At 67.8% G+C, this 26,987-nt stretch carries 18 protein-coding genes, 2 tRNA genes and 1 pseudogene; 7 read left to right on the top strand and 14 right to left on the bottom strand.

All coding sequences use genetic code 11. From position 1 onward, the window contains the following. Positions 1-39: 39 nt before the first annotated feature. Both ABD357_RS30480 and ABD357_RS30475 read left to right on the top strand, forming a co-directional pair. Positions 40-1,470, top strand: coding sequence for a selenium-binding protein SBP56-related protein (locus ABD357_RS30480; RefSeq protein ID WP_344394233.1), 1,431 nt, complete (start codon positions 40-42; stop codon positions 1,468-1,470). Positions 1,471-1,625: 155 nt separating this feature from the next. Next, positions 1,626-2,393, top strand: coding sequence for a ZIP family metal transporter (locus ABD357_RS30475; protein WP_344394232.1), 768 nt, complete (start codon positions 1,626-1,628; stop codon positions 2,391-2,393). 165 nt (positions 2,394-2,558) lie between these two features. Here ABD357_RS30475 and ABD357_RS30470 read toward each other — a convergent pair. From ABD357_RS30470 to ABD357_RS30450, 5 genes and pseudogenes are all read right to left on the bottom strand, one after another. After that, a tRNA-Lys gene (locus ABD357_RS30470) sits at positions 2,559-2,631 on the bottom strand. A gap of 321 nt (positions 2,632-2,952) precedes the next feature. Then, positions 2,953-3,312, bottom strand: a pseudogene (locus tag ABD357_RS44885) (amino acid permease); the annotation flags it as partial. Between the two features lie 99 nt (positions 3,313-3,411). After that, positions 3,412-5,595: a DEAD/DEAH box helicase gene (locus ABD357_RS30460; RefSeq protein WP_344394231.1), complete on the bottom strand. Its 2,184-nt coding sequence runs from the start codon at positions 5,593-5,595 to the stop codon at positions 3,412-3,414. Positions 5,596-5,868: 273 nt separating this feature from the next. Continuing rightward, positions 5,869-6,408, bottom strand: coding sequence for a hypothetical protein (locus tag ABD357_RS30455; RefSeq protein ID WP_344394259.1), 540 nt, complete (start codon positions 6,406-6,408; stop codon positions 5,869-5,871). Positions 6,409-6,527: 119 nt separating this feature from the next. Beyond that, positions 6,528-6,878, bottom strand: coding sequence for a metallopeptidase family protein (locus ABD357_RS30450; protein ID WP_344394230.1), 351 nt, complete (start codon positions 6,876-6,878; stop codon positions 6,528-6,530). Between the two features lie 94 nt (positions 6,879-6,972). On the opposite strand from ABD357_RS30450, the gene ABD357_RS30445 reads away from it, so the two are divergent. Then, positions 6,973-8,598: a metallophosphoesterase family protein gene (locus tag ABD357_RS30445; protein WP_344394229.1), complete on the top strand. Its 1,626-nt coding sequence runs from the start codon at positions 6,973-6,975 to the stop codon at positions 8,596-8,598. Between the two features lie 79 nt (positions 8,599-8,677). After that, positions 8,678-8,750 (top strand) — tRNA-Glu (locus ABD357_RS30440). Between the two features lie 50 nt (positions 8,751-8,800). Here the strand turns inward: ABD357_RS30440 and ABD357_RS30435 are convergent. The 7 genes from ABD357_RS30435 to ABD357_RS30405 all read right to left on the bottom strand — a co-directional run bounded on the left by ABD357_RS30435 (position 8,801) and on the right by ABD357_RS30405 (position 20,414). Further along, positions 8,801-11,737 (bottom strand): discoidin domain-containing protein, encoded by a 2,937-nt coding sequence (locus ABD357_RS30435; protein ID WP_344394227.1) that lies wholly within the window; start codon positions 11,735-11,737, stop codon positions 8,801-8,803. Between the two features lie 92 nt (positions 11,738-11,829). Beyond that, positions 11,830-13,308 carry a glycoside hydrolase family 32 protein gene (locus ABD357_RS30430; RefSeq protein ID WP_344394226.1) on the bottom strand — a complete coding sequence of 493 codons (1,479 nt, stop codon included), beginning with the start codon at positions 13,306-13,308 and terminating at the stop codon, positions 11,830-11,832. Between the two features lie 122 nt (positions 13,309-13,430). Next, positions 13,431-15,728 (bottom strand): glycoside hydrolase family 3 N-terminal domain-containing protein, encoded by a 2,298-nt coding sequence (locus ABD357_RS30425; protein WP_344394225.1) that lies wholly within the window; start codon positions 15,726-15,728, stop codon positions 13,431-13,433. Positions 15,729-15,780: 52 nt separating this feature from the next. Continuing rightward, positions 15,781-16,668, bottom strand: a complete 888-nt coding sequence (locus ABD357_RS30420) for a carbohydrate ABC transporter permease (RefSeq protein ID WP_344394224.1) — start codon at positions 16,666-16,668, stop codon at positions 15,781-15,783. 6 nt (positions 16,669-16,674) lie between these two features. Further along, on the bottom strand, positions 16,675-17,652 hold the full coding sequence (locus tag ABD357_RS30415) for a carbohydrate ABC transporter permease (protein WP_344394223.1): 978 nt from the start codon (positions 17,650-17,652) through the stop codon (positions 16,675-16,677). A gap of 43 nt (positions 17,653-17,695) precedes the next feature. Beyond that, positions 17,696-18,994 (bottom strand): extracellular solute-binding protein, encoded by a 1,299-nt coding sequence (locus ABD357_RS30410; RefSeq protein ID WP_344394222.1) that lies wholly within the window; start codon positions 18,992-18,994, stop codon positions 17,696-17,698. A gap of 412 nt (positions 18,995-19,406) precedes the next feature. Further along, the gene (locus tag ABD357_RS30405; protein ID WP_344394221.1) at positions 19,407-20,414 is read right to left on the bottom strand and encodes a LacI family DNA-binding transcriptional regulator; all 1,008 of its coding nucleotides are present in this window, start codon (positions 20,412-20,414) and stop codon (positions 19,407-19,409) included. 540 nt (positions 20,415-20,954) lie between these two features. On the opposite strand from ABD357_RS30405, the gene ABD357_RS30400 reads away from it, so the two are divergent. Continuing rightward, the gene (locus ABD357_RS30400) at positions 20,955-23,513 is read left to right on the top strand and encodes a GH32 C-terminal domain-containing protein (RefSeq protein ID WP_344394220.1); all 2,559 of its coding nucleotides are present in this window, start codon (positions 20,955-20,957) and stop codon (positions 23,511-23,513) included. A gap of 212 nt (positions 23,514-23,725) precedes the next feature. Further along, positions 23,726-24,328 (top strand): sugar O-acetyltransferase, encoded by a 603-nt coding sequence (locus ABD357_RS30395; protein WP_344394219.1) that lies wholly within the window; start codon positions 23,726-23,728, stop codon positions 24,326-24,328. Here the strand turns inward: ABD357_RS30395 and ABD357_RS30390 are convergent, their stop codons facing one another. Both ABD357_RS30390 and ABD357_RS30385 read right to left on the bottom strand, forming a co-directional pair. After that, positions 24,329-24,631 (bottom strand): putative quinol monooxygenase, encoded by a 303-nt coding sequence (locus tag ABD357_RS30390; protein WP_344394218.1) that lies wholly within the window; start codon positions 24,629-24,631, stop codon positions 24,329-24,331. Between the two features lie 16 nt (positions 24,632-24,647). Next, positions 24,648-25,634 carry a carbohydrate kinase family protein gene (locus ABD357_RS30385; RefSeq protein WP_344394217.1) on the bottom strand — a complete coding sequence of 329 codons (987 nt, stop codon included), beginning with the start codon at positions 25,632-25,634 and terminating at the stop codon, positions 24,648-24,650. Positions 25,635-25,879: 245 nt separating this feature from the next. On the opposite strand from ABD357_RS30385, the gene ABD357_RS30380 reads away from it, so the two are divergent. Further along, positions 25,880-26,902, top strand: coding sequence for a sugar ABC transporter substrate-binding protein (locus ABD357_RS30380; RefSeq protein ID WP_344394216.1), 1,023 nt, complete (start codon positions 25,880-25,882; stop codon positions 26,900-26,902). The last annotated feature ends 85 nt before the right edge of the window (positions 26,903-26,987 follow it).

Here is a 26,987-nt window from a genome sequence, read left to right as displayed (position 1 = left end):
CCCAAGATCCAGGCTCCCGTTCGGGAGTTAGGAACAGCCATGACGACGACTGAGCACGCTCACGACCGTGACGACCACAGTGACCCCACCTTGTACCGCACTCCGGCGGACGCCGTCGCCGCGCCCCCGGAGAAGCTCGCCTATGTCGTCGGTTTCGACCCGACCGCACAGCGCGCGGACGCGTTGTTCACCGTCGGCACCGACCCCGAGTCCCCCGAATACGGCCGCGTGATCTCCCACGCCGAGCTGCCCGGCCTGGGCAACGAACTGCACCACTTCGGCTGGAACGCCTGCTCGAGCGCCCTGGCACACACCGGGCATCATCACGCTGCGCGGCGCTACCTCATCGTCCCAGGACTGCGCTCCTCCCGGCTGCACGTCTTCGACACCAGCCCCGATCCCGCCCGCCCGCACCTGGTCAAGGTGGTCGAGCCCGAGGAGTTGGCCACCAAGGCCGGATATTCGCGTCCGCACACACTGCACTGTGGCCCCGACGGAGTGTTCCTGTCCTGCCTGGGCGGCGCGGACGGTGCGGACGGGCCTGGCGGCGTCGCGCTGCTGGACCACGAAAGCTTCGAAGTGCTGCGCGCCTGGGAGAGCGACCGCGGACCGCAGTGGTTCTCCTACGACGTCTGGTGGCATCTGCGTCAGAACATCGCTGTGACCAGCGAGTGGGGGACCCCCTCGATGATCGAGGAGGGCCTTGTCCCCGAACTGCTGCTGGGTCGCAAGTACGGCCACTCGCTGCACTTCTGGGAGCTGGACTCCGGCCGGCACTTGCAGCGCGTCGATCTGGGCGATGAGAACCAGATGGTGCTGGAGCTGCGCCCCGCACACGACCCCGAGGCAACGTGGGGGTTCGCAAACACCGTGGTCAACGTGGAGGACCTGTCGGCGTCGGTGTGGCTGTGGAACCGGGAGGGCGAGGACTTCGTGGTCCGCAAGGTGATCACCATCCCTGCCGAGCCCGCGCAGACGGAGGACCTGCCCCCGGCGCTGCAGCCGTTCGGCGCCGTGCCCCCATTGATCTCCGACATCGACCTGTCGGTGGACGACCAGTGGCTGTACGTATCCGCATGGGGAACCGGCGATCTGCTCCAGTACGACGTGAGCGACCCGTTCCATCCGAGGCAGACCGCGTCCGTGCGTCTTGGCGGCATCGTCAGCCAACAGCCGCATCCCGCCGAGCCCGACCTTCCGCTGACCGGCGGAGCGCAGATGGTCGAGCTCAGCCGCGACGGGCGGCGCGTGTACCTGACGAACTCCTTGTACGCCGCCTGGGACGCGCAGTTCTATCCCGCGGGCATCGACCCGTGGATGGTCAAACTCGACGCCGACACCTCCCACGGCGGGCTCTCCGTCGACAGCCGCTTCTACCCGCACGGCCCGGACTTCCTGGGCTTGCGCGTGCACCAGACGCACCTCCAAGGCGGCGACGCCTCCTCGGACTCGTACTGCTACCGCCGCTGACCGCTTGCGCTCCGCGAGCGCCGGCGCTCGGGGCGGTTGCCGCCGCGGTGGCGAAGCTCTGCCTGTCATGCCGGCCCCGGGCGTTCCGGGCGGGGCCGGAGCCGGTTCGCCCGGGCACTGCAGCACGTAAGCCCGCCCCCTAGGAGGGAGGCGACATGCTCTGCGTGCTCTACGCAGCAGGCGCGCACACAGACGACGGAACCGGGTGGCAGCTGCCCTCCACCGAAACGCTGATGGCCGTGGTCCTGGTGGCTGTGGCCACTGTGGTGGGCGCCTGGCTGGCGCGGCGCGGATCCGGCCGGTCGGCGCTTCTGCTGGCAGCCGCGTCAGGGATCTTGCTGACCATCGCGGTCGTCGACCTTCTGCCCGACGCGTGGGACGAGGCCCATGAGGCCGGCCTGCCGCTGTGGGCGGTGCCGCTCACCGCACTCGCCTCGTACGGGGTGATGGGTGCCGTGGTCCGTATCGGCTGCCCGTGCGAGCCGGGCCGTGCCGGCGGCATCGGCGCGGCATCAGGGCTCGCTCTGCACCGCTTCCTGGAGGGGGCGACCCTGGCGCTGACCGCATCGGTCGCCGTGGTGGCGGCGCTCCTCGTGCACGCGGTCGGCGAGGGCCTGGCGCTGGCCGCTCTGCTGGGGGTGCAACCGACGCGGCGCGTGGCTCCGTGGATCGGACTGGCCTGCTTGAGCCCGGTCGCGGGAGCCTTCGTGACGAGCGCTTTGCCCATTCCGGCCGGCATCATGCCGCTGCTGCTCGCCTTCGTCGGCGGCGTGCTCGCGCAGGCGGCGTGGGTGGCGCTCAGACTCGCCCATCAGCAACGGCCCGCCGGCCGGCGAGTCCTCGGGGTCCCGGCTGCGATGGCGATGACTCTCATGGCCGTCCTCACCGCGCTCGTCGTCCTTGTAGGGGCAGTCAACCGCTGAACCCGACCGGTCGCACGAGGGCGATGAAGTCGCGGGAAACGGCGGGTGTGGCGATTCTCTGCCTCCGCCCACGAGTCGGTGGAGCTTGGGTTGAGCTAACGATCACACTGCCCCGAAACGCACCGAAGCCCCAGATCAGATCCGCTCTGAACTGGGGCTCTCCGGTAGGCCCTGTGGGACTCGAACCCACAACCAATGGATTAAAAGTCCACTGCTCTGCCAATTGAGCTAAGGGCCCTGGCGATGTTGCTCCCCCGAGCATAGCCGGAGGTGGCCGGGTCTCCGATCGGGTATCGGGGTCCCGGCCACGGAAGGTGGGTGGAAGCGTCAGGGATCTACCGGTTCCGGGGCGTTCGCGCGGGACGTCTCGCGGGCGCGGGTTTTTTCGTGGTCCGGGTTGAGGAACCAGTGGCGGGCCGAGGCGTACCACCAGGCGGCGGCGAAGCCGAGGACCACGAGTACGGCGATGGGGGCGTAGTTGAAGGTTTCCCAGTTGACCTGGGAGACCTGGGAGACCTGGGAGACCTGGGAGACCTGGGGGAGTATGAACAGGATCGTGACCCTTCGGGCCCGCCGTGGACGCGTCGTGTGTCTCCTCCGTCATGTGCGCGGAGGCGTCGTACCCGGTGAAGGTGTACTGCGCCATCAGCAGGCCGAGGAGGACGACGTACAGGCTGCTGCCCCACCCCGTGTTGTTCACGAACTCCGTGAACACGAAGGACGCCGACTGGTGGCTGTCGGGGGCGAAGGTGAGCGCGCCCACGATCACCACGACGCCCACCACGCGCCGCCACACGCTGACGCTGTTGAACAGGCCGACGATGCGTACGCCGAAGGTGTCGAGGAGGCCGTGTAGCACGAGAATTCCGGCGAAGAGCAGGACCGTACAGTCGGGTGTGACCTCGAAGTCGAACTGCAGAACAGGCCCCGCGCGGGTCGTTCGGCTCCCTCACGGCCCGCGAACGCCGCAGGGCCCGGACGACCGAAGTCGTCCGGGCCCTGTCAGCGGGAGATCGGGTCAGCCGTTGCGCTTCCAGCGCGGCTTGTCGTCGCGGCGGCCGAACGAGGAGCCGGAACCGGAGCCGGAGCCCGCGCCACGGTGGTCGTCACGGCGGCCGTGCGGGCGGTCGTGGCCGCCGGAACGGAAGCCGCCGGAGGGACGGTCACCCTGACGGTCGCGGTTGAACGGGCGGTCGCTGCCCCGGTGGCCGGAGGGACGGTCGTCACGGCGGAAACCACCGGTGGGACGGTCGCCGTCACGGCGGTCATCGCGACGGAAGCCACCCGAGCCGCCCGACGGACGGTCGTCACGACGGAAACCGCCACGGTCACCATCACGACGCTCGTCCCGACGGAAGCCACCCGACGGACGGTCACCGTCGCGGCGGTCGTCCCGGCGGAAACCGCCACGCTCACCGTCACGGCGGTCGAACGAACGGCCACCCCGGTCGTTGTCACGCCGGTCATCGCGACGGAAGCCACCCGAGCCGCCCGACGGACGGTCGTCACGACGGAAACCGCCACGGTCACCATCACGGCGGTCGTCCCGACGGAAACCGCCACGGTCACCATCACGACGCTCGTCACGGCGGTCGTCCCGGCGGAAGCCACCCCGGTCACCGTCACGACGGTCCCGGCGCTCGTAGTTGCCCCGCTCGTCACGGCGCTGACGCGGCTGCTCGTACGCCGGTGCGGACGCCTGCTCCGGCACGGAGGCGGCAAGCGCGGCCTCGGCCGCGGCGGCCTCCACGACGGCGGCGGCCTCGGCGAGCGCGGCCTCCGGGTCGTCGCCCCGCTCGCGCGCGGCGCGGGCCAGCAGTCGGTCCGCCTCCTCGCGCAGCTCGGAGGCACGCCGCTGCGCACGCTCCAGCTGCTTGGTGAGCTGGGCGACCTCGCGCTCGGCCTGCTGCGCGGCGTTGCCCGCCGACTCGGCCTGCACCTCGGTCATCGACCGGGCGCCGGTGATCTCCGCGACCTCCGAGTCGAAGGCGGCACCGCCCTGGATGATGTGGCGCGAGGCGTCGACGCCCGCGTCCTCCATCTGCCGGAAGATCTGCCGCCGCTGGTGCGGCAGGGACAGCGACACGACCGTGCCGGAGCGGCCCGCGCGGGCCGTACGGCCGGAACGGTGCAGGTAGTCCTTGTGGTCACCGGCCGGGTCGACGTTCAGGACCAGGTCGATGCCGTCGACGTGGATACCGCGGGCGGCGACGTCGGTGGCGACGAGCGCGTTGACGTAACCGTCCTTGAAGTCGGCCAAAGTCCGCGTCCGCGCGCCCTGCGTCATTCCGCCGTGCAGCGCGTCGGCCTTCACGCCCGCGTCACGGAGCTGCTCGGCGATACGGTCGGCGCCCAGCTGCGTACGTACGAAGATGATCGTGCGGCCCTTGCGGGAGGCGATCGCGGCGGTGACCGGCGCCTTGTCCTTGGGCTTCACGACGAGGATGTGGTGGGACATCGTCGTGACGTTGCCCTGGGCGCTGTCGACCTCGTGCGTGACCGGGTTGCTCAGGTAGCGCTTGACCAGCGTGGAGATCTCGTTCTCCATCGTGGCCGAGAACAGCATGCGCTGGCCGCCGGCCGGGACCTGGTCGAGGAGTTCGGTGACCTCGGGCAGGAAGCCCAGGTCGGACATCTGGTCGGCCTCGTCGATCACGGCGACCTGGACGTTCTCCAGGGAGCAGGCGCCGCGGCTGATGATGTCGCGCAGGCGGCCCGGGGTGGCGACGAGGATGTCGACGCCGCGCTCGAGGGCGTAGATCTGGTTGCCCATCGACGTACCGCCGCAGACGACCTTCATCTTCAGGCCGAGCACATCGCCGTACGGCTGGAGGGCGTCCGCGACCTGCATCGCGAGCTCACGGGTCGGCGTGAGGATGATGCCGCGGGGCTTCTTCTTCTCGGTGTGGCCCCCGGAGAGCTGCGCGAGCAGCGGCAGACCGAAGGAGAGGGTCTTGCCGGAGCCCGTGCGGCCACGACCGAGGATGTCCTTGCCGGCCAGGGCGTCCGGGATGGTCGCGGCCTGGATCGGGAAGGGGACCGTCACGCCGTTCTGCGCGAGCTTGCGCACGACACCGTCGGGCAGGCCCAGGTCGCCGAAGGTGACCTCGGGGGTCTCCTGCTCGGCGGCCTCGGCCGCGTCGGTGACGCCGACTGCCTCGTTCTCGGGCACGACGACGTGATCAGTACTGGAAATGGACATGCGAATGCGAAACCTTCCGGAGTCTCGTCGGCACGCGCCCGTCAACTCCGTGTTCGCAATTCGACCGCCTCAATGCGATCCAGCCACGGCAAGGGAGAGTACGCGCCACACGGCGCGCTCTGCTTTGGCGCCGGGCAAATGGGATCAAACGATCTACCAAGATACGCACCCTCCGACCCTCAAGGCAAATTGAGCGGCAACTGAGCCGATAGACCCAGGTCAGCCCCGGTCGGCCCGGGCCGGCCTGCCTCGCGTCGGACGTGGTCACCCTGGTCAGCCGCTTACGCCCGCATGCGGCGCCGGCTCCCGCTCAGCGAGCTGTGGCGTGGGGTCCGGGTGCGCCGAGGAGGACGGCTCGGCGGTGGTCGGAGTGGGCGACGGGGTGGGCGACTCCTTCGGCGGCTTGGGGGGCTTGGGCCGGGGAGCCGGAGTCGTACGGGTCGGTGTGGGCTGCGCCCTCGTCGGCTCGGGGACGTGCGGCTTCGACTCCTTCTTCCCCGGCTCGGGCGGCGACGAGGAGCCGCTCCCGCCGTCCTGCGACGGCGATGCCGGCCGGTCCCCACCCCCGTGCCCCGACGCCGAGTCGCCGGGCTCCGCCGAACCGTGTTCTTCGTCACCCGCCCCGCCCTGCCCGGAGCCACCACCGCCGCCCGTCACCGCCGAACCGCCCTCGGGCGCCTCACCGGCCTGCTGCCCCGCGGAATGCGAGGGCCTGGCCCTGCTCGCATCGTCGTCGTCATCGCTGACGTTCATGCAGCCGGTGGTCGCCGTGACGGCCAGGGCCGCGGCGGCCAGATGGACGGGTACGTACATGGCGCGCACGGGCAGCCACCTCCGGGGCGGGGACAAGCAGTCCCCCTGCCCAACTCCCGCCGCCCGCAAGAGGACACGCCGCCCGAAGAACAGTTTTCAACAGTCGTACGGTACGGATCTCATCCGTATCCGAGGGCGTGCAGCCGCGCGTCGTCGATCCCGAAGTGGTGGGCGATCTCATGAACCACCGTCACTTCCGTCTCGGCCACGACGTCTTCCCGCGACTCGCACATTCGCAGCGTCGGCCCCCGGTAGATGGTGATCCGGTCCGGCAGCACACCGGCGTACCACTCGCCGCGGTCCGTCAGCGGAGTCCCCTCGTACAGCCCGAGCAGCTCGGGATCGTCGCTCGGCGGTTCGTCCTCGACGAACACCGCCACGTTGTCCATCAGCCTCGTCAGCTCCGGCGGAATCCGGTCCAGGGCCTCGGCGACCAGTTCCTCGAACTCCTCGCGCGTCATCTCCAGCACAGAGCCATTGTCAGGTACGGACGTCACCCGCGAGGGCCGTAGGAGACCCCGATCGGGCGGCATATCCGGCTCCGGACTTGGGCATACGGGACCAATGGCCCGCGTCCCCGCCGCCGCTCTGCACCGCCTACGCAAGGCGCCACGTGCGCTCGTACGTCACTATCGCGCTCGACACACCCACCCGGTCATCGAACTCGTCCACCAGCCGCACCCCTACACCCGCGCCCTGGGCCTGATCACCGTCGTCCTGGTCGGGGCATGGCTGGGCCTGCTGATCGTGGGGAACGTACGCGCCCCGGTCGGCCCCATGGACACCACCATGACCCTGCGCCCCTCCTTCACCGGCGGCACGAAGATCAACGTCTCGCCGCTGGGCGCCCTGGAACTGCGCAGCCATGTCGCGCCGATCCGCCTGGACGTCGACGTGGACCAGCTCGACCCCGTCCGCTCCCAGGCCCTCGTCGACCACCCCGAACGGCTCTCCGGCCTCCAGGACGAGGTCACCCGCGACGTCGGCACCGGCACACTCGACCTGGCCGTACGCTCCGGCGTCGCCGTCGTCTCCGGGGCCACCGCACTCGGCCTCGCCGTCTACCGCCGCCCTCGCCGCGCCCTGGCGGCCGGCGGCCTGGCTCTCACCCTTCTCGCGGCCTCGGGGGCAACGGCCTTCGCGACGTGGAACCCCAAGTCGGTCTTGGAACCAAAATTCTCGGGACTGCTTTCCTCAGCCCCCTCAGTCGTCGGCAACGCCCGCAGCATCGTCAGCGAATTCGACGTCTACCAGAAGGAGTTGGCGCGCCTGGTGACGAACGTGACGCAGCTGTACGACGCAACGTCCACGCTCCCCGCATACGCCCCCGACCCCTCCACCATCCGCGTCCTGCACGTCTCCGACATCCATCTCAACCCGGCCAGCTGGAAGATCATCGCGTCGCTGGTGAAGCAGTACAAGATCAATGTGATCGTCGACTCCGGCGACACCATGGACCACGGCAGCACGGCGGAGAACGGCTTCCTGGACCCGGCGGCCGACCTGGGAGCTCCGTACGTATGGGTGCGTGGGAATCACGATTCGCGGGACACGCAGGCCTATCTGGAGCGCATGAAGAACGTGCATGTTCTCGACGAGGGGCGGGCCGTGTCCATCGCGGGCCTGCGGTTCGCGGGCATGGGCGACCCGCAGTTCACCCCGGACCGCTCGAAGGAGGCGACCGCCTCGGAGGAGCTGGCGGGCGCCCGCCTGGCCTCCGCGCTCCGCGACCAGGAGGCGGCGGGCACGCCTGTGGACATCGCCGTCGCGCACAACCCGGACGCCGCGCGCGAGGTGGACGGCGACGTACCGCTCGTCCTGGCGGGCCACCTCCACCATCCGGAGATGGAGGTCATGAAGTACGGCACGCGTCTGCGACTCGAGGGTTCGACGGGCGGGAGCGGCCTGCGCGCCCTGGAGGGCAAGTACCCCGACCCGATCGAGACGTCGATCCTCTACCTGGACCGTGACACCCGCCGCCTGCAGGCCTGGGACGAGATCAAGCTGGGCGGCCTGGGCCTGACCACGGCGGAGGTGAGCCGCCACCTGCCGGAGGAGAACCGGCCGGGCGCGTCCCCGTCCCCGTCTCCTGGCTCCCCGTCGCCGGGTTCCCCGTCACCGTCTCCTGGCTCCTCCTCGCCGTCCCCTGGCGCCCCCTCGCCGTCCCCTTCTCCCTCTCCCTCCTCCTAATCCGTTTTGCCGATCCCTCCCGGCATCCCATATGCTGCTGACGTCCCCGACGCGCCGCGAGGCGCCCAGGCAGGCCCCAGCCCTCATCGTCTAGCGGCCTAGGACGCCGCCCTTTCAAGGCGGTAGCACGGGTTCGAATCCCGTTGGGGGCACACAATCACTCTGCGTCAGCGCAGGCCAGCCAGTCTTGCGGGCCTGATGGTCAGTTGTAGACGTTGAATTCTGCGACTGACCACCAGCTGCGCGCGACATCGCCGGTATTGACGACCTTGATGTAGCGAGCTGTCTGCGTCGGGAACGACACCAGTTGGACTCGTTGACCGTCTGCTACGGAAGAAACCTTGGTCCAGTTGGTTCCATCCGTGGAGACGGATACGTCTGCGCTTCGTGCATAGTCGTCGATGCTGCCGCCGACATCCAACACAATCTTGTTGAACGTCTGCGTCTGCCCCATGTCCACTTGAATCCAGAGACCGTCGTACTGCCCTGTTCCGGAGCTGTACCGATTGCCGGAATCGCCGTCCAGCATGTTTCCGGGCGCATCCCACTGACTTGCGTCCGAAGCCGTCGCGGTCCAGCCCGTTCTCGGCAGTGCAGGGCCCAGCTCCATGACGTCGAACGAAGATCCACCTGCGTCCACTCCACTGGTTCCCTTCACGGAAACCGTGACCTTCCCCGCTGCAATCCCCTTCGGAACGTAAGCGCTGATGCTCGTGTCCGACCAGCTGTCTATTTCGGCATAGCTGGATCCGAAATACACCGTACCCAGCCCCTGCGCGTCACCGAAGCCAGAACCACTGATCGTGAACTTGGAGCGCGGTATGCCCTGGTTGGGCGTCAAACCGCTGAAGACCGGCTCCGGGAAGCTCGACAACTCCTGGGTTGTGAACATCGCCGAAGTCCCGCTCGGCAGTGTATAGGTGTACGAGCCGTCGGTGGATATCTTGAAACTCTTGCTGTCGGCGGTCCCGTTGAATACTACGGTGACCTGTGACCCTTCCTTGCTGGTCCAGGTCTTCATCTGGAGGCCCTTTGACACCGCTGTCGGAGCTGTGATCGAAGCGGATCCACGCGAAGACCCGTACACATTGATGTCACCGATGGCCCACCAGAAACCGGATGCCGCGGCACTGACGATGCGGATGTACCGTGCCGTCCGAGTCGGCAACGTGACGGCTACCTTTCCTATGCCCCCGCTGCCGTTTGCAATCGCGCTGCCCCAATCGCCACCATCGTTCGAGACATATATCTGATACTTGGTGACGTAGTCGAACGAATTGTTTACGCCGGTGTCGAGGACGATCTTATTGAAGCTCGTGGGGCTCCCCAGATCGATCTGGAACCAGTCGTCGCTCGTCGGCCCATGCCCGAGACTCCACCGTGTGTTGATGTCACCGTCGATCGCGTTCGCGGCCACACCCCAATCCGCCTGAGCCGAAGCCGTGGCGGTCCATTTGCTGCGGCTCAGCGCCCTTCCTGTCGTCTCGACAGAAGCTCCGATGGGAAGGGAATACGTGACCAGATTGTTTCCGGTTCGGATGGCATTCTGATAGGGCAGTAGTGCCGGATCGTACGTGACAGTGACCGGACCGGACGTCGACTTGAACGTAAAGTCGTGTGTCGGATCCGAGACCTTGGTCGCCGCAGGGGTACGGCCGCTCTGCTCAGGCCCGGAATACGTGAAGGTGACGGCGTCGCCGGCGTTCAGGGTGTAGTCGAACGAGTGCGTCCCGTCTGCAACGCTGAAGGTTTTCGCCGCGCTCCCCGAGTTGTACGCGATCAGGACCTTCGATCCGTCCGGATTCTGGAACGCAACGTTCTCTATGCTTCCTTCCCCGAAGGTGTTCGAGTAGATCCGATGCGCTCCTGGCTTTACGAACTTACTGGCGTGAGCGAGGGCGTAGTAGTCCACATTGTAGGAAACCCGTCCGTTGGCCGGGTCAATCGTGATCAAGCCCCGAAGCATGGGTATGCCGTCGGTGTCGCTGTTGAGCGGACCCATATCGGGGTCGAGTGCGATGTTCCACAGCATCACCCCGTTCGCCCAATTGCGCGTGCCATTGATGATCCAAGTACCAAGTGCTTCGCTGAACGCTGTCTGCTTGCTGTCCTGCCAAATGCCTCCCGTGGCTTCCGTGATGTAGGTTTCTTTACTCGGGTAGTCGTTGTGGACCAGAGTCTGGTAGTTGGGGTTTCCGCTGTAGATGTGCCATCCGGTTCCCGCGGCGTACTTGGAGGCGGCGGGGTCGCTGAAAATCGTCTCGGGATACGAGGGAACATCCCAGTTGTGGTCCCATGCCAGAATCTTCGTGGAAATTCCGTTGACCTCGAACGCCTTGCCGATCTCCTGAATCAACTCGGATTCCTGGTAGGCGGACAGGAACATTCCGGGCCAGGTGGGAGTGCCCATGGGTTCATTTTGCGGCGAAATATAGGAGATGGGCACGCCGGCTTCGCCGTAGGCTTCTATGAACTTTACGAAATAGTTGGCCAGCGCAGAAACGTACTCGCTCTTGAGAGTGCCTCCTATCATGGAGTCGGAGGTCTTCATCCAGCCTGGTGGGCTCCACGGGTTGGCCATGACCTTGATGGACGGGTTGAGCGAGAGAGCCTGCCGCAATGCCGGAATGATGTACGGCACATCATGCTGGATGGAGAACTTGGACAGCGTCGGATCCGTTTGCCCCGCCGGCATGTCGTTGTAGGAGTAATTCCCGGACGCGTTGAAATCCGTGGCGCCCATCGGGGAACGGAGCAGGCTGAGGCCGATGCCCTTGGAGGGGTCAAACAGCTTCTTCATCAGCTCGCTCCGCTCAGCAGTGGACAGCTTGTCGATGAGCCAGGCGGAGGAGTCGGTCATAGCCGCCCCGAAGCCTTGTACCTTTTGATACTTGACGCTGTCGTCGATCTTGACCGTGAGCGGGTTGGTCGTTCTCTTTGCCTTGAACAGCACATCGCTTTGGCCGGCAACCCACTTGTCGGCCGATACGTCCGTCAGACAGACATTCACGGAATTGCCGAGTGAGGCTTGCTTCGGCTGCGGGGCGGCGACAGCGTTTCCGGAAACCTGCGTCCAGGCGGCGGCGACGCCAATGGCGGTGGTAAGGAACTGGCGTCGTCCGAGACCGTACGAGCTCATGGAAGATCCTCCTTGGGACCTGCTGGTTCAGTACTTCTGAAGGCGGGTGGGACGCAATGCCGAGGTGGGGGTACCGAAGGTCGGAGTCGGCTCTACGGCGACGTCTGCGCCGGTTCTGCGGCGCCGGTGCTCGGCTCCTTGATCACGAGCGGGTGCAGCTCCCACGCGTCGATCACGAAACCGAGGCGCGTACCCGGTGCGCTGCGGGCCTGCAGCCGCCACGGGCCCTGCCCTGTGGGGTAGCAGCGCAGGGTGAGGACCTGGCCGGTGGTGGTCAGGAAGATTTCGGCGATGGAGTGGTCGACGACCACGCGCAGGTCGACGGGTCGGCCTGTTGGGCAGGGCATGCGGTAGGAGCCGCCGCGAGCCCGGGTGTCCAGTGAGGCGTGGTCCCGGTCGACGACCAGTTCGCCCGCATCGGTATCGAGGCGGATGTCGAGGTACTCGGAGCCGTCCGGGGTGGTGAGCAGCCGCAGACCGGCGCTTCCGGTCGGCTCCAGACGGGCCGTCAGGTCGAAGGCGCGTCCCACGCTGCCGAGATCCACCGGCTGCGGGCTGTGCGTCGCTCCTTCGGCGTGGATGGTGTGTTGGCCGCGCAGGGCGAGCAGTTCGGTGGCGGGCTGCTGGCGTAGCGAACCGTCGTCGTCGACATGGATCTCGCGGGGCAGGGTGAGGACGCCGGCCCATCCGTCCGCGACCGCCCAGGCTTCGTCGCGGGCTTCCCATGACCAGCCCCACAGCAGCCACCGGTCGCCCGGTGCACGCAGCAGGGCGGGTGCGTAGCAGTCGGGGCCGTGGTCGACCGGTACCGGTCGACCGGCCTCGAAGTGGCCGTCGTGCTCCTCGCCGATCAGGGCTGCGACGCTCTGCGGGCCGGTGGGTTCGTTCCATGCGCTGAAGATGAGGGCGCCGGGTCCGTCGGCTGCCGGGAGGTATTGGGGGCATTCCCAGCCCTCGCCGGTGAGCTGCTCGGTGCCATCAGTGGGCTCCGGATGGCGGGCCGCGAAGGGTCCACGGTACGTCCAGGTCTCCAGGTCGGGTGAGTCGTAGAGGAGGGCGGCGGCGCGGCCGTCCGCGAGGGCGGCGCCCACCAGCATCCGCCAGCCGCCGCCGTCGCCGTCCTGCCAGACGTACGGGTCGCGGTACATGGTGCAGCCCTCGGGCAGCTCGGGGATGAGCAGTTCGCCCCGCGGGCGGAAGCTCCTGCCGCCGTTGTGGGAGACGGCGCAGGTGACCGGTTGGTGCTGGAACGAGCGGTCCTCGCGGTGCGCGGAGTAGAAGGCGACGAGACGGTCGCCGTCGGAGACGGCGTTGCCGGAGAAGCAGCCGTCGAGGTCCACGCCACCCGGGGTCGGGGACAGAGCGATCGGCAGCTGCTCCCAGCTCAGCAGGTCGGGACTGCGGAAGTGGCCCCAGTGCACGTTCGCGTGGGTCGCTCCGTACGGGTTGTACTGGTAGCACACGTGGTAGTGGCCGTCGTGGAAGACCAGTCCGTTGGGGTCGTTGATCCAGTTCCGTGGCGGGCGCAGGTGGGCCACGGGGCGGTGCGGATCTCGGGGTGCGGTGGACACACGCGTGCCTTTCGGTGTTTCAGAGTGGACCCGCCCCGCCGGCCTTCGGGTTGGCGGGGCGGCGGGCCGGCGGGGCGGGGGTCTTCAAGCCCGCATGCGGGCTTCAGGTCCGGCTACGGGCTTCAGGTCCGGATACGGAAATCCGCGCTCAGCTGCTGCTCGCGTCGTGAGCTGGGGCCGACGCGGAGTGCGAACTCGCCTGGTTCGACCACGCGGCGGTTGTCGGCTGTGACGAGTGAGCACTGCGAGGCAGGGATGCCGATGCGGACGTCCAGGCTTTCGCCGGGAGGGATCTCGACCTGGGTGAAACCCTTCAGCTCCTGCCCGGCCCAGGTGACGCTGGTGGTCAGGTCGCTGATGTATGCCTGGACCGTTTCCAGGGCCGGACGGCTGCCGCTGTTGGTGAGCCGCACTGTGGCGTCGACGGTGCCGTCGGCGGGGACGTCGTGGTCGTGCACGACAAGGTCGGAGTAGGTGACGGTGGTGTAGGTGAGGCCCTCGCCGAACGCGAACAGAGGGTCCTGGGTGAGATCCGCGTAGCGGTTCCCGTGCTGGCCTCGCACCTGGTTGTAGAAGACGGGTTGCTGTCCGACGTGGCGTGCGAAGGAGACCGGGAGCCGGCCGCTGGGTTCGATGAGTCCGAGGAGGAGCTCGGCGACGGCGCGGCCACCGCACATGCCCGGGTTGAACGCCTCGACGAGTGCTGCCGCGTTCAGTGCCGAGTCCGGGAGGGTGCTCGGCTTGGACTGGGCCAGTACGACGATCATGGGTGTGCCGGTGGCGGCGACCGCGTCCAGCAGTGCGATCTGGCCGCCTTGGAGGTCGAGCGTGGCCGTGGAGCGCACCTCGCCGGCGAGGGCGATGGTGTCCCCCACGACCACGACGGCGTAGTCGGCGGCCTCTGCGGCGGCGGCGGCCTCCCGAAGTTGGGCCTGGTCGACCGGGGCGGGGGTGAAAGCGTCCGGCTGTGGTTGGCCGTCGGGCCCGAGGGACCACCCGGATTCATCGGTGGGGCTTTCTATGTCGGCACCGCGGGAGTGCGTGACGGTCCAGTCGGCCGGCACGACGGCGCGAAGGCCGTCTAGCACCGTCTCCACCAACTCCCGCGGATGTCCTTCGGGCATCCACGGGACCTGGCCGGTGGCACCCGCCCAGTCGCCGAGCATGGCTTCCGTGCTGTCGGCGTTGGGGCCGATGACCGCGATCGTCCGCGGGTTGCCTCGGCTTGCGGCTCGGCCGGTTCCGTCCGAGGTCAGCCCGCCCTCGAGGGGCAGAACCCCGTCGTTGCGCAGCAACACCAAGGAACGACGGGCGGTTTCGAGGTTGAGGTCGGCGTGGGCGCGGCATCCGATCACCTGCGCCTGCCGCTCGGGGTCGGGCGTGCGGGGGTCCTCGAAGAGCCCGAGTTCGAACTTCAGCCGCAGAACCCGCCGTACCGCGTCATCGATCTGTTTCTCCTCGACCAGGCCGCGGGCGACCGCCTCCTGTGCCCCCTCGAAGAACGCCGGCGTGGCCATGATGAGGTCGTTCCCGGAGTTGACGGCGACCGCCGCCGCCTCGACGTAGTCGGCGCAGGTCCGCTGGTCGTAGACCATCCGGCCGACGTTGTCCCAGTCGGTCACCAGTGTCCCGGTGAAGCCCCACTCGCCCTTGAGCACATCGTTGAGCAGCCACTGATTCGCGGTGATGGGCACCCCGTCGATCGACTGGTACCCGAGCATGAAGCCGCGGCAGCCGGCCCGAACCGCCTCCTCGAACGGGGGCAGGAACCACGAGCGCAGCTTGCGTGGGCTGAGGTCGGCTTCGCTGGCGTCGCGCCCGCCCAGGGTTTCGGAGTAGCCCGCGAAGTGCTTGGCGTACGCCAGCACGGCTGTCGGGTCGCCAAGCCCCTCACCCTGATAGCCACGTACCATCGCCGCTCCCAACTCACCGATCAGGAACGGATCCTCCCCGAACGTCTCGTTGATCCGGCCCCAGCGCAGGTCCCGGGTGATGCACAGCACCGGGGAGAACGTCCCGTGGATTCCGGTCGCCGCGATCTCGGTCGCGGCCGCACGGGCCACCCGCCGGAGCAGAGCGGGGTCCCAGGTGCAGGCCATGGCCAGCTGGGTCGGGAAGATGGTCGCGCCCGGCCAGAAAGAGTGGCCGTGGATGCCGTCGTCGGCCGTCAACAGCGGAATGCCGAGCCGTGTCTGCCGGGCCAGTTCCATGGCCTGCGGCATCAGGTCGGGAGACACATGCAGGACCGATCCGGCCAGCTTGACCGACACGATGTCCGCCAGGTCCCCGTGTTGTGCGTCGAGCATCAGCAACTGCCCGACCTTCTCCGGCAGCGTCATCCGCGACAGCAAGTCCTCGATCCTCGCTTGCACGGACGCTTCCGGATCCAGGTACGCGGCAGGGCGGACCGGCTGTCCCACTGTGTTCTCCAGGTGATGAGTCGTACGGGGTAAGAAAGTTGGTTGTCGAGTGTCACTTCAGGCCGGTGGTGGCGATGCCGGCCACGAACTGGCGCTGGAAGAGGAGGAACACGATCATCACCGGCAGCAGGACGACCATGGCGCCGGCGAGCAGGATGCCGAAGCGGGTGAAGGACTGTCCGCTGCTGGCCAGGGCGAGGCCGACGGGGAGGGTGTACTGGCTCTCGTTCTGGGCCACGACCAGGGGCCACAGGAAGTTGTTCCAGGAGCCGAGGAAGGTGATGATCCCGAGGGTCGCGAGGGCCGGCTTGGTCAGCGGAAGGATGATCTTCGCGAAGATGGCCAGTTCGCGGCAGCCGTCGACGCGGGCGGCGTCGATGAGTTCGTCGGGCAGGGTGGAGATGAACTGCCGCATCAGGAACACCCCGAAGGGGCCGGCCAGGAACGGCAGGATCAGTCCGAACAGGGAGCCGGTCAGCTGCATGTTGGACACCAGCACGTACAGGGGAACGAAGGTGACCAGGCCGGGGATCATGAGCGTCCCCATCACCAACAGGAAAACGGCGCGCTGTCCGCGGAACTCCAGCTTCGCCAGGGCGTATCCGAGCATCGAGCAGAAGATCAGGTTGCCCGCGGTGACGGCGAGGGCCACGATCACGGAGTTGGCGAACATGCTCGTGAAGTCGAGCGTGCTGAACAACTCGCCGTAGTTGGCGGTCGTGGGCGCCGTGGGTATCAGGACCGGCGGGACCCTGCGGATGTCGGCCTCGGGCTTGAAGGAGCCGGACAGCATCCACAGGAACGGCGCGATCATCAGCAGCAGGGCGCCGGCGAGCGGCAGATACAGCCAGGGCCGGCCCCAGGTCTGGCGGATGCGGCGGCGCCGCAGAATGCGGTCCGTGCCCGGCTTTGCCGTTGGGAGAGTGGAGAGGGTGCTCATGGGTCGTCAGTCCTTGTCTCGCAGCACGCGGAACTGCAGCACGGTCAGCGCCACGATGAGGACGAAGATGACGTAGCTGGCGGCCGACGCCATCTCGTAATTGCCGTTGCCGAACTGTTTGTAGGCGTACAACGTCGCCGAGAGGGTGGAGTCCAGCGGTCCGCCGTCGGTCATCACGAACGGTTCGTCGAAGAACTGCAGATAGCCGATGCCCGTGGTCACGGCAGTCAGCAGCAGGGCGGGACGCAGGAGCGGGAACGTGACGCTCCAGAAGCGCTGCCAGGGCCCGGCCCCGTCGAGTTCGGCCGCCTCCATCAGGGACTGGGGCACGGACTGCAGCCCGGCCAGCATGATGATCATGACCGTGCCGAGGTTGCGCCACACCGCCATCACGATCATGACGGGAAGAGCGAAGCGGGTGTCCGCCAGCCAGGCCGGGCCGTCGATCCCGAACCAGCCCAGGACAAGGTTCACCAGTCCCGCGCGAGGTTCCAGGAGCGTCTTCCACACCACGGCGACGGCCACGATGCTGGTGATCACCGGCAGGTAGAAGCCGACCCGGAAGACGGCCCGGAAGCGCCGGACACCCCGGTCGAGGGCAACCGCCGCCGCGAGCCCGGCGGCCAGCGTCAGGGGCAGGGCCACCAGGACGAACACGGCCGTGTTGCGCAGGGCCGTGAAGAACTGCTCGTCCTGGAAGAGCCGCACGTAGTTGTCGAAACCGATGAACGACACGTTCAGGGGTGTGCGCAGGTCGGCGCTGCTGGTGTCGGTCAGGCTCATCAGCAGCGACCAGACCAACGGCAGCAGCATGAAGGTCGCGAACAGCGCGAGGAAGGGCGCGGCGAGCATCCAGGCGGCCCGGGCCTGCCTGCCGCGCGCCATGCCCCGGAGCGGGAAGCGCCGACGATCGGCACTCCGCTCCGGCCCTACGGTGCTCTGCTTGTCGGTGTCGCCCCGCCCAGGGAGCGTTTTCGTGGACATGGATGTCATCCGTCCGTACGAGGGGTGCTCATGGCGGTGGCGCTCAGCGGCCGGTGCCGATGCTGGTGGCCTTGGACTGCAGCGCCTTTTGTACCTCGGCGACGGTGGCCTTGCCGAGGGCCAGCTTCTCCAGTTCGGAGTCGATGGCGTCGGCGATCTGCTGCCAGGTCGTGATGGCGGGCTGCGCCTTGCTGACCTTGAGCTGCTCGTCGAACGGCTTCATGTTCTCGTCCGCGCTCAGATTCCCGTCCGACCACGCCTGGGGCGAAGAAGGCAGGCTGCCGGTGGCCTTGACATAGGCCGCGAGGTTGGCGGGCTCGGTCAGGAACCGGGCGAACTTCCATGCCGCGTCGGGGTTCTCGGCCTCCTTGAACACCGCCAGGTCGGTGCCGCCGGCGAACCCGGCGGGCTGCTCGGAGTACGGCACCGGCATGGTCTTCCACTTGCCGTCCAGTTCCGGGGCGTCCTTATGGAAGCTGGCACCGGCCCACGCGGCCTCCTGGTAGGTGGCGATCAGCCCGTCCCGGAAGTTCTGCACGTTGTCCGACCTGTCGGTCGGCGCCAGTCCCTGCTTCGGAACGCTTGCCCAGTACTCCAGCGCCTTGGCGGCCTCGGGCGTGTCGAAGGTGAACTTCCCGGTCTTGGCGTCGTAGATGTCACCGCCCTGCTGCCAGACCATCGGCACCCAGAAAAGCCAGGAGTTGAAGCCCATCACCAGCCCGGTGGCATTGCGCAGTTTGGGGTTCTGCTTCCCGGCGGTGGCCTGGATGGCCTTGAGGTCCTTCAGGTATCCCTCCCGGTCGCCGGCCAGTTCGCCCTTGATACCGGCCTTCTCGGTGAGGTCGGCCCGGTAGTAGACCACCGTCGTGTCGGCGGTGAACGGGACGCCGTAGGAGGTGTCCTTGTACTTGGTGGTGTCCCACTGGCCGGGGTAGAAGTCCGACGACTTGATCGACGTCGGGGTGGCCTGGAAGGCGTTCATGGCGACCATCTCGGCCATCCAGGTGCTCCCGACCATGGACATGTCCGGCGTGTTTCCGCCGGCGATCGCGGTGGTCAACTTGTCGTGAGCGGCGTCCCACGGGACCGAAGTGATCTTGACGTCGGCGTCCGGGTTCTCCTGCTCGAACTTCTTGGCCAGGTCCTTCAGGGCGGGTTCGATGTCGCCCAGGTTCCACATGACCACCGTCCCCTTGGCCTTGCCCGCGCCGATCTCGGCGGGCGCGTCGTTACCGGGGCCGGAACCCTCGCTCCGGCCGCAGCCGGTGGCCACCAGGGCTGCCGTGACGGTGACGCACAGGGTCTGGACGGTTCTGACGGTGTGACGGGTGGTGATACGCATAGTGCGGCTCCTTGCCGTTGAGCGATACAGGCGCGGGGGCGAAGGGTGAGAGCGGGCGGGCGCCCGGATGGGCCGGCCCACGAGTGGAGACCGTCTGCGGTGACAGCGGCGTCGGCGGTCAGCGGCAGATCGCGGCTGAAGCGTCTGACGCGGAGCCGGTAGCGGCCGGGCGAGGTGTGCCAGGCGCACCGTTCGGTGTCCCGGATCGGGAACGCGCCGGGGGGAAGAGTGCATGTGGGCGGTGCCACCTGAACGCAGGCGCAGCCGCGAGGAGTTGTGAGGAAGGCGAGTCCGAAGAGGTTCGCCGAGGTTTCAAGGAGAGAGGTTTCAAGGAGACCGGGGGCGGTGCGTCACCGGCAACGCACCGCCCAGCTGCGAGGCGCCATCACTGGCGCATCGCGATGACGTCGCGTCAGTTCGAGCTCGGCTCTGACGTCGAGCCACGGATCACGAGGCTGGTGGGAATGATGCGCGAGGGGGCGGCCTCCGGCGATCTCCGCACGTGGTCGAGCAGCAGACGTGCCGCCGCCTCACCCATTTCCCGCATCGGCTGGCGGATGGTGGTGAGTCCCGGATAGGTGTACGACGCCAGCTCGACGTCATCGAACCCCACCACGGCGACATCCCGCGGAATCCGAAGGCCGGCCTCGTGCAAGGCCGCGAGCACGCCTGCCGCCGAGGGGTCGTTGTGCCCGAAGACCGCGTCGAACTCCACGCCGTCCGCGAGAGCTTGCGCGATCGCGTTCCGGCTGCTGTCGAACAGGAAGTCACCGCCGATGATGCTGCGTTGGCCGAGTTCGATCCCGGCCTGCGCATAGACGTCGACAAAGCCACCCAGCCGTTCCCGAGTACAGCCGTACTCATCGGGACCGGTCACCACCAGAGGTCGACGGCGGCCGAGGTCCAGCAGGTGGCGCGCCGCCTGCTCACCGCCCTCCCGGTTGGTGGTGGCCACGTAGGGGAATCCCGGCCGCTGGAAGCGGTCGTCGATCAGCACCACCGGCAGTCCGGCTTCGTGCAGTTCCGTGATGGATGCCAGGGCCCCCTCGGGCTCTATCACCAGCAGACCGTCGAACGACTTGGCAGCGACCTGCAGGCCCAGCCTGCGCAGTGACTCCTCACCGCGATTCACGGTGAGCATGCGCAGTCCGAAGCCCTCGGTCTCCAGCGTTTCGACGACCGCCTGCACTATGCCGGCCCAGGCCCAGGCCATGTCAGGGACCAGCATGCCGATCATCTGTGTCGTGCCGCGTGCGAGCCCCACTGCCCCGGCGCTCGGCACATAGCCGAGCTCCGAGATCGCCTCGCGGACCTTCAAGACGGTGTTCTCGTTGATCTCGCCCTTGGCGTTCAGCACCCGCGAGACCGTCGTCTTGCTGACCCCGGCCCGCGCGGCCACGTCGGCGATAGTGACTCCCATGTCACCTCCCCTCCCTTCCTGCAGAGGCGGAAGACGTCCTCCCGCACCGAAGGGCCGATCGTACAGAGACCCGTGCAACCGGTACCGGAAGCGGTCCCGGAACCGGTTTCGGTACCGGTTCCGGAAGTGAAGCACCGAGAGGCCCGACCGGTCAATACACCGGAAACAATTCGTTCACTGGCCGTTCTCGATCGCGACGCTGCCGCGGAAGCCGGCCGGTTCCCACCCAAGCCGCGGCCCTGACCTGCTCGTTTACCGGCTCCACCCGCCATGCACGAACCAGTTGGCGCAGTTCACGACCGCCGGCGCCGCCTGACGGACCGTAGACCCGTACCGAAGCAATCCCGCCCGCACCGTTGACGCACTGGCCGGATTGGGCTTCATAATCGGGCACTCGATGTCATCGCTGACACAAGTCAACGTTGACACCCTTGGCCGGCGGCGTGGACGTCCGCATCGGCCTGGGGTGTCACTTTTCGGTCCGTCCGCGCCTGAGCCGCAGTCACCGGTGCGCGGACGACCGCGGGACTAGGAGACACCATGAGCTCTGTACGCGTATCCCGGCATGCCCGCATGCGATTGATGGCGGCGGTGGCGACGGTCTGCGCCCTGTCCGCAGCCCCGCTCGCCCCCCATGCCGTCGCGGCCGACACCCCGACGTACACCGAGACCTACAGACCCCAGTTCCACTTCACTCCGCAGAAGAACTGGATGAACGACCCCAACGGTCTCGTGTATTACAAGGGCGAGTACCACCTCTTCTACCAGTACAACCCGAACGGGAACACCTGGGGCGACATGTCCTGGGGGCACGCGGTGAGCAAGGACCTCGTGCACTGGGAGGAGTTGCCGCTCGCCCTGTCGCACGACGACGAGGAGATGGTGTTCTCGGGCAGCGCGGTCGTCGACTGGAACAACACCACCGGGTTCGGCACGACGGAGAACCCGCCCATGGTGGCGATCTACACCAGCGCCTACAAGAACGGCGGCAAGCAGGCCCAGTCGCTCGCCTACAGCACCGACCGCGGCCGTACCTGGACCAAGTACCAGGGCAATCCCGTCATCGACATCGGCTCCGACAACTTCCGCGACCCCAAGGTCCAGTGGCACGCGCCGACCAAGAGCTGGCTGATGACGGTGTCACTGTCCGCCGAGCACAAGGTGCGGTTCTACTCGTCCAAGAACCTCAAGGACTGGGAGCTGCAAAGCGAGTTCGGTCCGGCCGGTGCGACGGGCGGCGTATGGGAATGCCCCGACCTGTTCCCCCTGGCGGTCGACGGCGACAAGAACAACATCAAGTGGGTCCTGGTCGTCAACATCAACCCCGGTGGTATCGCGGGCGGTTCGGCTGCCCAGTACTTCATCGGCGACTTCGACGGCAAGAAGTTCACCGCGGACGACAAGGGCAGCTACACACCGCCCACCGGCACGGTGGTTCAGGACTTCGAGAGCGCCGGCTTCGGTGAGTGGACGACGACCGGAACCGCGTTCGGCCAGGGACCGGCGGCCGGGGCGGTGGACGGTCAGGGGGCCGTCGCGGGCTTCGACGGCAAGGGCCTCGCCAACAGCTTCCACGGCGGTGACGGGACCACCGGCACCCTCAGCTCGCCCGAATTCACCGTCGACAGCCCCTACTTGAACTTCAAGATCGGTGGGGGGCGGCATCCGCACGAGGCCGGAACCGTCATGGACAGCACTCCGCCCGAGGGCACGGTCCTCGCCGACTTCGAAGGCGGAACGTACGGCGACTGGACGGCGACCGGTGACGCCTTCGGCACCGCACCGGCCACCGGCACGCTCCCCGGCCAGCAGGGTGTCTCCGGCTTCCTGGGGAATGGCCTGGCCAACACCTTTCTGAACGGCGACTCCAGCACCGGCACCCTCACCTCGCCCGAGTTCACCATCGACAAGAAGCACATCAACTTCCTCATCGGCGGCGGCAACCACCCGGCCGGCTCCGACAACCCCACCACTCTCGAACTCCTCGTGGACGGCCAGGTCGTCCGCAGCGCCACCGGAAAGGACGCCGAAGCGCTCAACTGGGCCTCCTGGGACGTCGGCGACCTCGCCGGCAAGAAGGCGCGGATCAGGATCGTCGACGACAACACCGGCGGCTGGGGCCACCTCAACGTCGACCACATCGTCATGTCCGACACTCAGGCCCGGCGCGTCTCCCAGGAGACTTCCGTCAACCTGCTCGTCGACGGCGAGGTCGTCCGCAGCGCGACCGGCGCCGACAGCGAGACCCTGGACTGGGCGTCCTTCGACATGCGCCCATACGTCGGCAAGAAGGCGCGGATCCAGGTCGTCGACATGAACACCGGCGGCTGGGGCCACGTCATGGCCGACCAGTTCACCGCCGCCGACAAGCCCGCCAAGTCCGTAGTGCAGCGCGCCGACTGGGCCGACTACGGCAAGGACTACTACGCGGCGGTGTCCTGGGAGAACGCGCCGGGCGGCAAGCGCTACATGATCGGCTGGATGAACAACTGGGATTACGGCCAGTCCGTCCCCACCTCCCCCTGGCGCGGCGCGCAGAGCGTTCCGAGGGAGATGGCCCTGCGCACCGTAGACGGCCAGATCCGGCTGACCAGCAAGCCGGTGGGCAGCCTGGAGTCCCTCCGCCAGAAGCGCCCGGCGGCGACCGCGTCCGGCGTCACCGTCAGGAGCACCTCCAAGCCCCTGAGCCCCGCGGCCAAGGGCAGGGCACTCGACATCGAGGCGACCTTCTCCCTCAAGGACGCCGAACGCTTCGGCCTGAAGGTACGCACCGGAGCAGGCGGTGAGGAGACCGTCATCGGATACGACACCACGACCCAGGAGCTCTACGTCGACCGCACCCGCTCCGGTGCCGGGGACTTCAACAGCACCTTCCCCGGCGTCCAGACCGCACCCCTGAAGGCCAAGAACGGCAAGGTCAGGCTGCGGATCCTCGTCGACTGGTCGTCCGTCGAGGTCTTCGGCGGCAACGGCGAGGCAGTGATCACAGACCAGATCTTCCCCGACCCCTCCAGCACCGGCGTCGAGGTCTTCGCCGAGGGCGGCACCGCCACCCTCGACCACGTGCAGGCATGGCAGCTGAAGTCCATCTGGCGGTGACGAGCCGGGGGTCCGTGCGCCGGTCGCCAGGAGCGGCTTCCGGCGCGCGGCTCTCGGCGGGGCGGGCGCCGAGGAAACGGCGTGAAAGCAATCTCCGCGGGGGCCGGCGCCCCCCTGTCCCTTCACGGTGCACGTACCCTCTGGAGGCGCGCGGTCGACCGGGGACACGCCGGGTCTGTGCCCGAGGGATTGGACGAAGGGAACGTTCCGCTGTGACGCACGCTCACGAGGAAGAAGTCCTGGCTCGGATCGCCAAAGGGCTGGTTTACACCGAGTCGGAAGCGGCCTTCCAGGCCCCTCGGCGCCGCACCGAGCAGATCTTCGAGTACAACCACACACCACCGAGCGAAACGGAGAAGCGTCGATCACTGCTCGTCGCGATCTTCGGCTCGGTCGGTGAACGCACGGTGCTGCTGCCGCCGTTCCACGCCGGGTTCGGCAGCAAGGTCCACATCGGCGACGACTTCTTCGGGAACGTGAACCTCACGTTCGTCGACGACGTGGACATCCGCATAGGCAACGGTGTCATGATCGCTCCCAGCGTGACACTGACCACGACGGGACACCCGGTGCATCCCTCACGACGCGCTGACTTCGGACGGTTCTCGGAACCGATCGTGATCGAGGACAAGGTGTGGATCGGCAGCAACGTGGTGGTCCTGCCCGGCGTTCGCATCGGATACGGGTCGGTCATCGGCGCCGGCAGCGTCGTCAGCCGCAGCATTCCCCCGATGACCGTCGCGCTCGGAACCCCTTGCCGGGTGGTCCGCTCCATCACGGACGAGGACCTCACCACACGTACCGCCGGGCCCTGACTACGGATGTGTGGCCAGCGGATCGAGGAACGTCAGTACGGAGGCGTCCTCCTCGATCAGCGGGGTGAGGGCGGTGTTGAACGGGGCGCCGTACGGGGCGGCCAGGTGTGCCTTGAAAGCGTCCTCGTCCCGGTAGACCTCGAAGATCCAGTAGGCGCGCGGGTTGGCCGCCTTGGTGTAGACGTCGAAGGCCAGGTTGCCTTCCTCTTCGCGCACCTTCAGGGCGTACTCCCGGATCAGGCGGGCGACCTCGTCCTCCGCTCCCTCTCGGGCGGTGAACTCGGCGAGCAGGGTTTTCGTCATGGGTTTCCTGTCCTTGTCAGTGGGTGGAGTCGAGGTGCCGGACGACGGCCTTGTCCGTCGCGAACTGCGCCAACTCGTCCTGCCATGGCGGGTTGGGCCCGGCAACCGAGCAGGTCAGAGCCGCGACCTTCACGGCGAACAGACAGGCTGCCTCGACATCGCCGAGACGCAGGTCCGTCAGCCTGCCGCCGAGGAATCCGTGGGTGCCGAGGTGGTGCAGCAGTCCCGCGGTGAAGGAGTCCCCTGCACCGACCGTGTCGACGACCTGCGTCGCCACCGCGGGCACCTGCACCCGTTCCCCGTCGAGTGAGGCCAGCGCGCCGTCGGCACCGCGTGTGATCACGACGAGCCGCACCCCCGCTGCGTGCCAGGTGTCGCACGCCTGCTCCGGCGGGGTGCCCGGCAGGAGCAGCTCCAGGTCGTCCTCGCTCAGCCGCAGGATGTCGGCGACGCCGCACCAGTGCGCCAGCCGGTCTCGGTAGACGTCGGGGTGCACCAGCAGCGGCCGGACGTTGGGATCGATGCTGATGGTGGCCTGGGGAGAGGCCGTTGCCAGAAACTCCTCCACCACCGCCGCACCGGGCTCACGGACCAGCGCCAGTGACCCGGTGTGCACACAGGCCGTTTCGGCCAAGTCCACCCGTGCCAATTCCTCTGGAACCCACTGCCAGTCGGCCGTGTTCTGCGCATGGAAGGAGAACGCGGCCTGCCCCTGGCCGTCCAGCTCCGCCACGGCCAGCGTGCTGGGCTCGGCAGCGGCCACGGCGTACGACAGGTCCACGCCGGATGCCTCCAGGTGGGCCCGGAAGAGGCGGCCGAACACGTCGCCGGACAGCCGTGCGAGGAAGCGGGCCGGGGTTCCCAGGCGGGCCAGGGCCACCGCCGTGTTGGCGGGTCCGCCGCCCGGCAGCACCCGCAGGGCGAGTTCGTTCCGGGTACTTGCGGGTTCGGTGAACGCGTCGGCGACGCACTCTCCCAGGACGGTGATCTGATGCGGGGCCATGAGCTGCTCTTCTCTTGGAACGCGCCGGCAAAGCAGGCACGTTGCGGGCAGTCACTGAGCGGATTCGGGCGGGCGACGGCACGGGCGTTGCCGATTTGTGACGGGTACAAGGCATTGACGTTGCCTGGAGACGGAGTCCATCATCCTGGCCAAGCAGTGTCAACGATGACATAAGTCAACGATGACACCTCAGGACGGCATGCCCCGATGCCGGCCGCCCGCCCGCAATCCCGCAGGAGTAGTCCATGTCACGCATCTCTCGTCTGCCGTCCTCCTTGCTCAGAGCTGCCGCGTGCACGGGCATCGCGGCCCTCACCCTGACCGCCTGCGGATCCGGGTCCGAATCGGGCACCGCGAGCGCCGGATCGGGCAGCGTCAAGGTCGGTCTGATCACCAAGACCGACACCAACCCGTTCTTCGTGAAGATGAAGGAGGGCGCGGAGAAGGCCGCCAAGGAGAACGGTGTCGAACTGTCCACCGCGGCGGGCAAGTTCGACGGCGACAACGCCGGTCAGGTCACCGCCATCGAGAACATGGTGGCCGCCGGCGTGAAGGGCATCCTGATCACCCCGAGCGACTCCAAGGCGATCGTTCCGGCCCTCGAGAAGGCCAAGGCCAAGGGTGTCCTGGTCATCGCCCTGGACACCCCGACCGACCCGGAAGGCGCGGTCGACGCCCTCTTCGCCACCGACAACCTCAAGGCCGGCGAGCTGATCGGCGAGTACGCCAAGGCCACCATGAAGGGCAAGTCGGCCAAGATAGCCACCCTCGACCTCGCGCCGGGCGTCTCCGTCGGTGTCCAGCGGCACAACGGCTTCCTGAAGGGCTTCGGCGTCGAGGAGGGCGACCCCTCCATCGTCTGCTCCCAGGACACCGGCGGCGACCAGGCCAAGGGCCAGACCGCGATGGAGAACTGCCTGCAGAAGTCTCCCGACATCAACGTCGTCTACACCATCAACGAACCGGCCGCGCTGGGCGCGTACACCGCGCTGAAGGCCAAGGGCCGGGAGAAGGACGTCCTGATCGTCTCCGTCGACGGCGGCTGCACCGGCACCACGGCCGTCAAGGACGGCAAGATCGCCGCGACCTCGCAGCAGTACCCGCTGAAGATGGCCGCCGAGGGTGTCAAGGCCGTCGCGACGTACGCCAAGGACGGCACGAAGGCGTCGGGTTACACCGACACGGGCGTCACGCTGATCACCGACAAGGCGCAGGCCGGGGTCACCTCGAAGGACACCGCCTACGGCCTGGAGAACTGCTGGGGCTGAGCCGCCCCCTAGGACCGTACGAGACTGCCACTCCCCTCAGCGGGGCGGCCGCCCCCAGCACCTCCCCGCCCGGCGGGGGCGGCCG

Origin of the sequence: Streptomyces vastus, from assembly GCF_039532825.1 — a bacterium.
GTDB classification, from domain to species: Bacteria; Actinomycetota; Actinomycetes; order Streptomycetales; family Streptomycetaceae; genus Streptomyces; species Streptomyces vastus.
The sequence above is the reverse complement of the archived record's forward strand: the minus strand, read 5'-3'. Positions and strand labels throughout refer to the sequence as shown.

Excerpts from the sequence above, each read along its gene's own strand:
- ABD357_RS30415 (WP_344394223.1), bottom strand. The coding sequence starts at position 17,652 with ATGTCCACGAAAACGCTCCCTGGGCGGGGCGACACCGACAAGCAGAGC.
- ABD357_RS30435 (WP_344394227.1), bottom strand. The coding sequence starts at position 11,737 with ATGAGCTCGTACGGTCTCGGACGACGCCAGTTCCTTACCACCGCCATT.
- ABD357_RS30445 (WP_344394229.1), top strand. The coding sequence starts at position 6,973 with ATGGCCCGCGTCCCCGCCGCCGCTCTGCACCGCCTACGCAAGGCGCCA.
- ABD357_RS30455 (WP_344394259.1), bottom strand. The coding sequence starts at position 6,408 with ATGTACGTACCCGTCCATCTGGCCGCCGCGGCCCTGGCCGTCACGGCG.
- ABD357_RS30390 (WP_344394218.1), bottom strand. The coding sequence starts at position 24,631 with ATGACGAAAACCCTGCTCGCCGAGTTCACCGCCCGAGAGGGAGCGGAG.
- ABD357_RS30475 (WP_344394232.1), top strand. The coding sequence starts at position 1,626 with ATGCTCTGCGTGCTCTACGCAGCAGGCGCGCACACAGACGACGGAACC.
- ABD357_RS30405 (WP_344394221.1), bottom strand. The coding sequence starts at position 20,414 with ATGGGAGTCACTATCGCCGACGTGGCCGCGCGGGCCGGGGTCAGCAAG.
- ABD357_RS30460 (WP_344394231.1), bottom strand. The coding sequence starts at position 5,595 with ATGTCCATTTCCAGTACTGATCACGTCGTCGTGCCCGAGAACGAGGCA.
- ABD357_RS30410 (WP_344394222.1), bottom strand. The coding sequence starts at position 18,994 with ATGCGTATCACCACCCGTCACACCGTCAGAACCGTCCAGACCCTGTGC.
- ABD357_RS30420 (WP_344394224.1), bottom strand. The coding sequence starts at position 16,668 with ATGAGCACCCTCTCCACTCTCCCAACGGCAAAGCCGGGCACGGACCGC.
- ABD357_RS30380 (WP_344394216.1), top strand. The coding sequence starts at position 25,880 with ATGTCACGCATCTCTCGTCTGCCGTCCTCCTTGCTCAGAGCTGCCGCG.
- ABD357_RS30400 (WP_344394220.1), top strand. The coding sequence starts at position 20,955 with ATGAGCTCTGTACGCGTATCCCGGCATGCCCGCATGCGATTGATGGCG.
- ABD357_RS30385 (WP_344394217.1), bottom strand. The coding sequence starts at position 25,634 with ATGGCCCCGCATCAGATCACCGTCCTGGGAGAGTGCGTCGCCGACGCG.
- ABD357_RS30480 (WP_344394233.1), top strand. The coding sequence starts at position 40 with ATGACGACGACTGAGCACGCTCACGACCGTGACGACCACAGTGACCCC.